This window comes from Wolbachia endosymbiont (group A) of Chalcis sispes (assembly GCF_964026765.1).
GTDB classification, from domain to species: Bacteria; Pseudomonadota; Alphaproteobacteria; order Rickettsiales; family Anaplasmataceae; genus Wolbachia; species Wolbachia pipientis.
In genome coordinates, this window is record NZ_OZ034697.1 from 993,537 (window position 1) to 1,005,367 (window position 11,831).

7 protein-coding genes are annotated in these 11,831 nt (G+C 35.3%); 5 read left to right on the forward strand and 2 right to left on the reverse strand.

Going from position 1 to position 11,831, the window contains the following annotated elements:
* Positions 1 to 79 precede the first annotated feature (79 nt).
* The 4 genes from AAGD72_RS05075 (at position 80) to AAGD72_RS05090 (ending at position 6,886) form a co-directional block, all read left to right on the forward strand.
* Positions 80 to 1,282, forward strand: coding sequence for an ankyrin repeat domain-containing protein (locus tag AAGD72_RS05075; RefSeq protein WP_341814716.1), 1,203 nt, complete (start codon positions 80 to 82; stop codon positions 1,280 to 1,282).
* Positions 1,275 to 3,080, forward strand: a complete 1,806-nt coding sequence (locus AAGD72_RS05080; protein WP_341815137.1) for a pentapeptide repeat-containing protein — start codon at positions 1,275 to 1,277, stop codon at positions 3,078 to 3,080. The genes AAGD72_RS05075 and AAGD72_RS05080 overlap by 8 nt, the downstream gene beginning before the upstream one ends.
* Entirely contained in the window at positions 3,064 to 3,669 is a 606-nt protein-coding gene (gene gmk / locus AAGD72_RS05085; protein ID WP_341815138.1) for a guanylate kinase, read from the forward strand. The genes AAGD72_RS05080 and gmk overlap by 17 nt, the downstream gene beginning before the upstream one ends.
* Before the next feature lie 286 nt (positions 3,670 to 3,955).
* The gene (locus AAGD72_RS05090) at positions 3,956 to 6,886 is read left to right on the forward strand and encodes an ankyrin repeat domain-containing protein (RefSeq protein WP_341814717.1); all 2,931 of its coding nucleotides are present in this window, start codon (positions 3,956 to 3,958) and stop codon (positions 6,884 to 6,886) included.
* Here AAGD72_RS05090 and sdhA read toward each other — a convergent pair whose 3' ends face one another.
* Both sdhA and gltX read right to left on the reverse strand, forming a co-directional pair.
* On the reverse strand, positions 6,887 to 8,686 hold the full coding sequence (sdhA, locus tag AAGD72_RS05095; RefSeq protein WP_151807886.1) for a succinate dehydrogenase flavoprotein subunit: 1,800 nt from the start codon (positions 8,684 to 8,686) through the stop codon (positions 6,887 to 6,889).
* Positions 8,687 to 9,449: 763 nt separating this feature from the next.
* Entirely contained in the window at positions 9,450 to 10,871 is a 1,422-nt protein-coding gene (gltX, locus tag AAGD72_RS05100; RefSeq protein ID WP_341814718.1) for a glutamate--tRNA ligase, read from the reverse strand.
* A 149-nt stretch (positions 10,872 to 11,020) separates the two neighbouring features.
* On the opposite strand from gltX, the gene AAGD72_RS05105 reads away from it, so the two are divergent.
* Complete coding sequence (locus AAGD72_RS05105; RefSeq protein WP_341814719.1) at positions 11,021 to 11,776, forward strand: ankyrin repeat domain-containing protein; 756 nt, start codon at positions 11,021 to 11,023, stop codon at positions 11,774 to 11,776.
* The last annotated feature ends 55 nt before the right edge of the window (positions 11,777 to 11,831 follow it).

Here is an 11,831-nt window from a genome sequence, read left to right on the forward strand (position 1 = left end):
TTTATCTAAGGCATTTTTTACTGTAGATTAATCATTTGATTATAGTATCATTTTAATTAAGCTTATGCTTGGGATATTTATGAAAAATATTTTATATTTTATATTATTAGCTGTTGTATTCGGATCACTGAGCCTATTTGCTGTAGAGCAATTTGAAGAAAAGAAAATTGAATCAGTTCATAAAAACGAAAATGTAGGTGTAAGGAAGCAAGATAGCACAAATCAAAAAGATGAGTTAAAAAGCAACGTCGATGCTAAACAAACACAAGAGGCTGAGAGCAAAAGATTAGAAGGCACTACCGATAAAGAGAAACTGCAACACAACGAGAACAAAGCTTTCGTGGTTGAAAAAACTATAAGTGCAGGTGAAAGGATTGATAAAGATTTGCCAAATGACCAGCTAGAAGGAAGCACAGACAAATTTGCTCAAAATTTACCAAATGTGGCCAATAAAGAAGTGAATAAAGATTTGAAACCAGAGCCTTTGCCTTTAAGTGCTGATTTAAATGAGAATACAGCTAACCCGCAAAAAAATCTACAAGCTGATCAGAAGATTGATATAAAAGATAATGAACTTTCAAAAAGTGATGCGAGTCAATTATTAGAGGGAAAAAAAGAAAAAGTAGAGAATCAGTCTGAAGAAAAAAAAGTGAAAGAAACAAACAGTAATTCCAAGGACCGCAATAGAGTAAAACCTATAACTAAAAAAGATGAAGAAGAGCAAAGTGAAAAGAAAAGTTTACAAAAATGGACAAAGCTAAACAGAGAACCAATAAAAGAATGGGGTCATAAAGACATACAAAGCAAGTCAATATATAAACGACAATATGATAGCCTTAATGAGCATCTTCCTACAACTGTGTTTATTGATGATTACAGTAAGCAATTTTTTTACTGCATTAAGAAGAACAACTTAACTTGCTTAAGAGGAGTAATAAGTAAGCTAGAAAAAATTGGATTAACAATTCAAGAGATACTAAGGTTTAGAAATAAATTGGGTGATACTCCTCTCATTTATTCAGTTAAACAAGGTGAGGTAGACATAGTGCGCTTTCTCTTATTACAAGGTGCTGATCTTAGAGTAGTTAACAATAATTTTCAATCCCCAATTGATATAGCAATCGAAAAAAAGCAGATCAATATAATAAATGCGATTGCCGAAATGATGCCACACCTTTTGGAGGATAGAAAAATAGACAATAAAGAAAGCTCAGCAATGTACGATTGGGCTGTGAAAACGAAAGAAAACAATGAGTCGCAGTGTGATAAGCAAGATGATTAGATTTTTGATATTAATTTTAGTTGGTCATTTATGTTATGGAAACGAAACAAATGATGAAAAAAATCAGATTAGTGATTTTTTAAACGCTCTGCATGATGTAAAATACGTATCTTACAGTAAAAAAGACTTTGCTGAATTTTTGGTGCAGTGCCACAAAGAGGGCGTGCCAGAAGATTTTAAGAAAGGTTTTGGTTCTAACTTAAATGGAGCTAATTTTAACCAACTGTACCTAAGTAAATCTGTTTTTGATGGAGTAAGTCTGATTGGTGCTGATTTTTCTAACACCGATTTATCCGACGTGTCTTTCATTGATGTTGATTTACGTGGTGCTAATTTCTCCAATGCTAATTTACATGGCATTAAAATAAAAGGTACAAATTTGAGTTTTACAAAATTTGTTTCTGCAAACTTAACAGATATCGTATTTGATCAGTCTAATGTTAGTTATGCTGATTTTATCAGTTCCGATCTCAAAAAAGTAAGTATGCACAACGTAATTGGTTTGCATACTAATTTCTCGAATGTGAAAATGAATTTCTCCAACTTATCAAACTCGAATGTTAGCCACGTAAATTTTAGTGATAGTGAAATAAACGATACTGTTATGCAGAAAAACAACCTTGATAATGCAAGTTTCTTTGGAGTGGATGCATATAAATTAAAGATACAATTTTCTTCATTAAAAAATGCTAACATATATGGTGCAGAGTTAAAAGAATCAGACTTTACAGGTAGCAATCTTTCCGATGCTTGCCTTAATTCTTCTATCATAATTAACAGTAACTTCGACGAAACTGATTTAAGCAACACACAAATTTCCTATGTGAATGACGATAATTCAAGTTTTGTTCAATCTATACTAAATGGTTCCAAGATAAAACATGTATATGTTTCTGAAGCAAATCTTCATGATGCTGATTTATCCAATATTGATTTTAGTTTTAGTGAACTGCATCAAGTTAATGTCTCTAATGCTGACATTCGTCACGGAAAGTTTCATAATACTAAAGTTGCAAATTCTAACATGAATGGCTCATTTTTTGACCATTCACTATTCACCTCTGCGAAGATAGAAGATTCAGACCTTTCTACAACTTCAATGTATAAGATAAAAATCCAAGACTCTCAAGTTTATAACAGTACACTTTCTCGCCATAATATTGATTCCAGTGAAATAGAAAATTCAACATTCTTTAATTTATTAGCTGATAATTCGAGTTGGTCCAATTTAAAAGTAACTAATTCAAATTTTATTGAAAGCGATTTCAGATCTTCTTTGCTTCACGCTAATGCCTTTAGGAAAACTAGTTTTTTTCTTAGCAATTTGAGTAATTCAACAATTAGTGATATGTCTTTTCTCTCTTCAAGCATATATAAAAGTTCAGTTGTTGATGCTCACTTAACAGGTTGCAAATTTGATAATTCAATTTTGATTGACAATAAAGGACAGAAAAAACTTGCAGGTTCAGAAAATGCTATAACTTCGATTAAAGATTTGCAAGAGAAAATATCACAGGGTGAAAAATTTAATGTAAATTATTCTTACTTTGAATTTAAGAATATGAATTTAGAAAATGCCGATTTTTCTAATTCAACATTGAGTAGAGCAAAGTTTGTAAACGTTAATTTGAATAAGGCAAATTTTGAAAAGACCGATTTGCGCTATACTGTCTTTGATAACTCTTCTCTCATTGGCACCAACTTATCAAATTCTAATTTAGAAGGTTCTAGCTTTTTAAACTCTGATCCAAAAAGCACCATGTTAAAAAATGCAAAGAAAAATGACCGTAAAAAGTGAGGGCGTATTATTGGTTCTATCCTCCCCTTCTGGAGCTGGAAAAACTACTATATCAGCAAAATTACTTGAGCGATCAACTAATTTAGTTAGGTCTGTTTCTATGACTATGCGCAAGCCTCGCCCCGGCGAAATAAATGGAAAAGACTATTTTTTCGTTACCGAAGAAAAATTTCACGAGTTATGCAAAGCTGGCCAAATGCTTGAATACGCCAAAGTTTTTGAGAATTTTTATGGTATACCAAGAAATTTTATAGAGCAAAACTTAAGCAATGGAATAAGCGTTTTACTCAGCATAGACTGGCAAGGAGCATTTCACTTATTCAAGCTCATGAGAAAAAAAGTTGTAAGTGTTTTTATACTTCCCCCTTCAATGGAAGAGCTTAGGTTGCGTTTGCAAAAGCGTAATAGTGATGATGCAAGCGAAATAGAGCGCAGATTAGCCGAAGCTCAAAAAGAGATAAGCAAACGTGATAAATATGATTATGTAATAATCAATGATGATATTGATAAAAGTGTAGAAGAGATAAGCTCCATACTAAATAAAGAAAGACTTAAAAAACTAAAAGAAAAACCAAGTCTGGAAGACTGATAAAAACATCAATTTGGATATTTGCAGCTATAGTTTCTTATCCTATTTTAGCCAGTAGCACGTTTCGCAGTTTAGCTATATTTATTATTTTTTAAGATTAAATGGTTAAAATAGTAGCAACTGTTCAAGTGAGGATTTGACTATGATAACAGATTTTCTAATAGAAACTAGTTTTCTGCCTTTCCACCTATACATATACAACGTTTAGCTCAATTTAAAAGTCAAACTTCTTGGTTGTTAGTTTAGTGCTGACAACTTAAATAGCTTTTAATATTGAGGTTTTAGTATGGGTATAGATATAACTGCACTAACTACTAATGCAGATAAATTAGGTGAATGCATAGATAAAAATAAAAAGCAAGAGCAGGATAGAAAAGACGAACAATTATATGGCATTATAGAGAGAAAGGTAAAAAAAGAAGAACACAAGCGTGAAAAACCAAGAGGTCAAGATGGAACCCTCAAGAAGTGTAAAAGGTTATTTGAAAAAGATGCTAGTCCTGAAGTATTAACTAAATTAGAAGAATCACTTAGAGAACAAGAAAAATATTATAGGTATTATGTCCAATGCTTCCTTCCAGTGCTAGATAAAGCAATAGAACGATCGAAAAAAATATCAAATGAAACAAAAGAGCGAGTAAAGCAAGCAATTTCAGAAATTACTTATAATAGCAGATATTGTTTTACCCACAACCGTAGGGACAGCGAAACAGAGAGTGGCTACAGCAGTGATGTTGAAGATGATCATGAAGTAGAAATAAGCAACGAAATAACAAATAACAATGCTCTACTACTAAAAGCGATCAAAAATGGAAATAACAGGAAATTTAGAAAATATCTAAAAGATTGTACGGATATTAGCAGCATAAAAGCTGAAGAAGGGAAAAATATTTTACACCTCATTGCGTCGTTGGAAAAGAAACAGAAATGCAAGTTTCTAGGTACCCTAATAAAAACGGTCACCAAGGAAGATCTAGCACAACTCATTAATAGTGAAAATCAGGACGGAAAAACCCCTTTTCAGGTAGCACTAATTAACAAGGTGACAAAAGAAAAACATGAGTCTAATACAATTCGAAGTAACGATAACACACTTAAGTTTCTTACAAAATTGTTAGAGCATGGGGCCAGCTCTGATAATTTAGGATTATCTACAAAAAAATTACAAGACTTAAAAGAAGAGCAAAAGACATACTATCGTAATTTCTTAGAAAAATTAGCAGAGCAAGGAAAGAACTCTAAATTAAAGCCAGAAATAAAAATCAATACAGAAGCAAAAATTAAAGAAATTATACCACGTACCATAAATACTCCAGATAGTAATGATAATTATCAATTACATTTAGCAATTAAAAATAATGATAAAGAACTTTTTAAAGAACTATTGCAAAAAGGGGCGGATATTAGCCTTAAAGACACAGATGGTAACAATGCTTTACACTTGATTGTTAAACCTGAAACAAAACAAAAACTTGAACTTCTCAATATATTGCTAAAAGGAGAACAAAAAGTTACATGTTTAGAGTTGATTTCAAATAAAGATGATGCTGTAAATACTACTAACAAGGAAGGGCAAACACCGCTCCATCAGGTACTCCAGCGCATACAAGAAAAGAGTAAAGAGCCTTCATTGAAAAATAAAATAAAAAATGTAGTAAAAAAAGAATTTAAGGATACTGGCAGGTATAAAACCTTAGAGTTATTTCTACAAAACGGTGCAGATATTACTGTGCAAGATAAAGATGAAAAAAATGCTCTGCACTATATTGCTTCATTCAAAGGAGAACAAAAAGTTGCATGTTTGAAGTTGACTTTAGGTAAGGATGAATTTAGTAAGGCTATAAATGCTGTTAACGGGAAAGAGCAAACACCTCTTCATCAGTTGCTTCAGTATATAAAAGAAAAGAATGAGGATCGATCATGTACAGATAGAAAATTTGAAAAAACAAATAGATATAAAGCCTTAGAGTTATTTTTACAAAACGGTGCAGATATTACTGTGCAAGATAAAGATGAAAAAAATGCTCTGCACTATATTGCTTTACTAAAAGGAGAACAAAAAGTTACATGTTTAGAGTTGATTTCAAATAAAGATGATGCTGTAAATACTACTAACAAGGAAGGGCAAACACCGCTCCATCAGATACTCCAGCGCATACAAGAGAAGAGTGAGAACCGATCACTTAAGAAATTTGAAAAAACTAAAAGGTATGAAACCCTAGAACTATTGCTAAAAAACGGTGCAGATATTACTGTGCAAGATAAAGATGGAAAAAATGCTCTGCACTATATTGCTTCATTCAAAGGAGAACAAAAAGTTACATGTTTGGAATTGATTTTAGGTTTAGTAAAAAATGGAACAATATCTAAAGATAAATTAGGTAAAGCTATAAATGCTAAGAATGGAGAAGGGAACATACCCCTAGAATTGGCATTAAAGAAAAAAGCAAAAAAAGGAAGTATCGAACACCTATCGCAAGAAACAATTTTTGATTTAGCAACTAATTATGATAATACAACAAAGTTTTGTGCAGCATTATTACAAAACGGTGATTCTGGTTCTTTGTGGTTAAAAGATCCAGAATTCCATACTAAAAAGTACTATTTAACTTTACGAGATCTAAAAGATTATTCAGGGACTCCACAGAAAGCACAGGAGAAAGCTAAAGAACTAAAAGAGAAGCTTGAAGAAAAATACCACTGTGGAACTGCTTCGAAAAAATGCAAGTCTGGCATTAAAGAAGCAGGTTCTGGTATAAGAAAAGGAGTATCTGCTGTAGCAGGATTCATAGATCCAGCAAAAAGGACCCGCGAATTGTTAGCAATCACGATAACGATTACTGTTATTGCAATGGTAACATTTGCTTTCTTTCAGGGTCAAATGGCAATTGGAGCAGCCATTCCTATCATAGCTACTGCTGGAGTTATATGCCTTACTTTAACTTTAGGATTTAGTGGTATTAAGAAACTTTTTGAAAAATCAACCAACAAAGCACAGGACACATTTAACGACAAAAACCGCTCTAATTCAACAACAGAGCAGAATCAAGCTTCGAAGAACCTTGTTAATAATGATCAACAGAATTTAAGGAATGAGACTAAAAATCAAGCAGTACAAGAGTCACCAAATCAATCAGAGCATACTGAGAGTCCTCCAGACACTAAAATGAGTGCCATATCAATAAACTCGTTGAAAAATTGTGTAGGGATAGTGTAACTAGTAAACCCTCTTCTCTGGCGCTATGAAATCAATCTCACCGCTCAGAGTTTTTTCAGCCACTTTTTTATAATCAATTTTTACGTTAATTTGCCCTTTCTTTTCTTCAAGCCACGCTATAGTGTGCTTCATCCAGTTTTTGTCATCACGTTCAGGAAAGTCTTCACGAGCATGGGCACCTCTGCTTTCCTCGCGATTAGCTGCGCATTCCATGGTAATAACCGCTTGTGGGATCATGTTAGCAAGCTCCAGTGCTTCAACTAAATCACTATTCCACATCATACTGCGATCCTCAAGTGAAATATCAGGCATCATTTTTGCTACCTTTTTTATAGCTTTTTTGCCTTCTTCTAAAACTTCAGCAACACGGAACACTGATGCGTACTTTTGCATAGTGTTCTGCATTTCGCTGCGTATTTTTGCTACTTTTAGCCCACCGGAGGCAAATCGCATTTTATTAAATCTATCTACTATCCAGTCTGTGCAGTCTGAATGCAATTTTTTATGTGGTGTACCGGATTTTAGTTTCTCTCTTGCTCTGAGCGCTGCAGCTCTACCAAAAACCACAAGATCAAGAAGCGAGTTAGAACCAAGTCGATTTGCACCGTGCACAGAAACACATGCAGCTTCTCCAATTGCAAATAGTCCATCTACCACTTCTTCCTTACCTTGCTTCAGCGTGATCACTTCTCCATAATAATTGGTTGGAATGCCACCCATGTTATAGTGAACAGTCGGAATGACCGGTATTGGATCTTTAGTGACATCAACTCCAGCAAAAGTTCTTGCGGTTTCGCTGATGCCCGGCAATCTGAGTTTTATTACTTCCGGATCAAGATGCGCTATAGTTAAATACATATGATCTTTTTTTGGTCCAACCCCCCTTCCCTCTCTAATTTCAATTGTTATTGCGCGACTTACCACATCACGGGAAGCTAAATCTCTTGCTTTTGGTGCGTAACGTTCCATAAACTTCTCGCCCTGAGAATTAACGAGGTACCCCCCTTCACCACGGCATCCTTCTGTCATCAAGCACCCTGAGCCATATATTCCTGTTGGATGAAATTGTACAAATTCCATATCTTCAAGTGGTAATCCAGCCCTTACTACCATGCCATTACCATCACCTGTGCAGGTATGCGCACTTGTTGCAGAGAAATAAACACGTCCATATCCACCTGTTGCTAACACCACTCTATGCGCACGAAATCTATGTAATGTGCCGTCGCATAGCGACCAAGCAAGAACTCCGCAGCATGTTTCGCTATCCATAATTAAATCAATCACAAAGTATTCAACAAAAAATTCAGCGTTGAATTTAAGACACTGCTGATATAGAGTGTGAAGGATTGCGTGCCCAGTCTTATCTGCTGCCGCACAAGTGCGCTGCGCTGATTTTCCTTTACCAAAGTGAGTTGTCATTCCACCAAAGGAACGCTGGTATATTTTGCCATCTTCTGTACGAGAAAAAGGTACGCCAAAATTTTCAAGTTCAATAACAGCTTTAGCAGCGTTTTTACACATATATTCTATTGCATCTTGATCACCAAGCCAGTCTGAACCTTTTATTGTGTCATATGCATGCCAGCGCCAATCGTCTTCACCGATATTACCTAAAGCTGCACTAATTCCGCCTTGTGCTGCAACTGTATGACTTCGTGTAGGGAAAATTTTAGAAATGCAGGCAACTGAAAAATTAGTTGCAGCCATCCCAAGCGTTGCTCTGAGCCCTGCTCCACCTGCACCTACTACTACCACGTCATACTCATGTTCTATGATCTCATACGCTGACTTATCCATATTTACTTATTTTATCATTACAGGCTTATGATATCACAGAAGTAGAAAAAATCTATACAAGTTTTCTATAGTTAAGACGTCATGCCGCCGCGGCGCTAACAAGTAGCGGGATGACAGCAATCCTACGTCATACCGCCGCAGTATCTCAGCCACTAACACGTAGCGGGATGACGAGCTTATTGTCATGCCGCCGCGAACCGTCATACCGCCACGAACCGTCATACCGCGATTCATTCGCGGTATCTCTAGATCCCGCTAACAAGCAGCGGGATGACGATTGTCGTTTAGCTATAAACATTAAGAAATTTACCAAACGAAAAAAAAGGCAAAAGAAGCCCCGTGGTTATTATCCGCTTTAAAATATTGGCGTTTTTTATGTTTTAAACGCTTGACAAGCGAAATTCAGCTGCTTTTAATTGCAACTAACTTACGCTGCAAATGTTTAAGAAATTTACTAAGCAGAAAAAAAGACAAAGAATCCCCGAGTTAGCTAGTCTTTTACTATCTCTGTCGAGTATTGGCATTTTTTGATGTCTTGTAACGCTTTATAAGCGCGTTCAGCTTATTTAGATAAAAATCTAGATGTAGATGAAGTTTTGTAAAGACATACAGTATCTATATACTGCAAAAAATTAAACATAAGACGCCGATACATTAAGTAATCCTTACCTTTTAATCTGCAGATTGGCGAAAGCAAATACAATAGCTTCACTGTCATGATAAAGGGGCTGGCGAAGGATGTCAAGTAATTTTCTTATTTCATTTAAATTGCTTGTAACCTTCTTATACACTCATCTTTACCAAGAATCACCATGATATCAATGATTCCAGGTGCATCCATTACTCCAGTTATAGGGGCGCGTAATGAGTGGTATACATCGCTTATTTTCATATCGTGCAATTTTGCACATTCCTTGATCTGAGAAGATAAAAAACCCTTATTCCAATTTTCATCACCGATCTTTGACAGAAATGATGCGAGTAACTTAATTATATCGAGGTTAGATTTGACAATTTGCTCAGCCTCTTCACTTAAATCAAGTGGCGGATCTTGAATATAAAATTTTGCTAAATCCAATAATTCGGTCAGGTAGTTTGCTCTTTTTTTTAGCTCTGTCAGTCCCTGCAGTAAATAGCCCTTTTTTTTGTCAGTTAGAGTATTTTCTCTAAGCATTAGAGTCAGAATATCTTCATTGCTCATATTACTAATATAGTGGTTATTCAAATGCTCCAGTTTTTTGAAATCGAGCCGTGCAGGTGAACGACCAATACTTTCTAAATTAAACCACCCTATTGCTTGCTCATCGCTAACAATCTCATCATTACCATGGCTCCAACCAAGTCTGAGTAAGTAATTACGCATTGCCTCTGGCAATATCCCCATCTTTTCGTAGTCACAAACACTTGTTGCACCGTGTCTTTTGGATAGCTTATTCCCATCTTCCCCGTGGATAAGCGGCACATGCGCAAAACGTGGAACATCAAAATCAAGAGCCTGGTATATTAGCAATTGCTTAAAGGTATTAGTAAGATGGTCAGAGCCACGTATTATATCAGTTATTCCAGCATCATGATCGTCAACTACCACGGCAAAAATATATGTTGGAGTGTTATCAGAGCGTAAGATCACTATATCATCAAGCTGGTTGCTATTTACTTTAATTTGGCCGTATATTTTATCATCAACAACGATCTCTTGCGAATCTGGCACTTTAAAGCGGACAACTGACCTCACACCCGATGTCATTCCAGCGCGTGACCACATATTTTTCCAGTGTCGGCTACTTGGATGACAAGAAGGAGGTTTTGTAGTACACTTATGCTTATATATCTTGCCCTCTTCTCTTGCTTTTATTTTCTTTTCTGCAACTTCATCCTCAGGGCAATAACAGTGATACGCCCTACCCTTCTCAACTAAAAGGTTTGCTACTTCTTTATGCCGCTCTATTCTTTTTGACTGATATACTATTTCCCCATCATAGCTCACACCGAGCCATCTTAGCCCTTCTATAATTGCATCAATTGCTTCTTTCGTTGAACGTTTTCTGTCGGTGTCCTCAATTCTTAGCAAAAACCTGCCACCATGATGCTTTGCATAGAGCCAATTAAATAACGCAGTACGAGCTCCTCCAATGTGCAAAAATCCTGTTGGTGATGGAGCAAATCTCGTGACTATACCTGGCATATTTGTCTGTTACAGTAATGTAAATGATGATAGCTAAAATTTATGTTTGTAACAATTTAGAATTTATTTGTTCTGAGAGATAAAATTTACTTGTTTTTCATAAATTGTGTTGTATAATTTAGTATTGGTTGAATATAGCGAGGTGAGTTATGGATGGACTTGTAGATATAGCAAAATTGCTTTCAGATAATGAAGCTAATATCAATTGGCGTTACACCGGCCCTTTTGATAAAACAAAACAAAGAGTACAGGCAGATAATCTCCTGCATTTAGCTGCAAGAATACAAAACAAAGGTAAATTTGTAGACATTTGTAAGAAGAACATTGCTTCTGTAACTGCGCATAATGAATATGGAGATAATCCATTTCATGAAGCAGCAAGAAGTGGAATTTTGCTGCCTGCAGTACAAGAGATTGTGAATGACTTAGAGACGGAAGCTGATAACAAAATTACGAAAGCAGAAGAAGCTGGAGATCGGAAAGAAGTAAGCAGATTGAAAGAGGAACTCAAATGTAATAAAAAATATATTAAAGATGCGCTCTGCAGTAAAGGCTATGCTTTTAATAAGAAGAGGGAAACTCCTCTTTATTACTTAAATGCTGCACAACAGAAAGAAATTAAGCAAATCGCAGGCATAAAAGACAGCTTTATATGTAACCAGAAGTTTCACCTGTGCTTATATATAATAGGAGCGATAGCATGTATCGCTGCTTTATGTTTGTCTTTATACTTTTTATTTTTAGTTTCTCAATCTTTTGCACTAAGCTCGATGGTTGCAATAGCTTCTGGCGGAGTCACATACCTGTCAGTTAAAGCATGTAGCGAGATACATGCCTTGCATAACGAAAGCACTTTAGTGGAAAATGCTAATGTACAACTTGCAGGAGAAAGTTTGGGTGTTTGATGAAGCTAGAAATTACTTGCAGGCAATGATATAGAAATTTACTTTCTTAACTTCA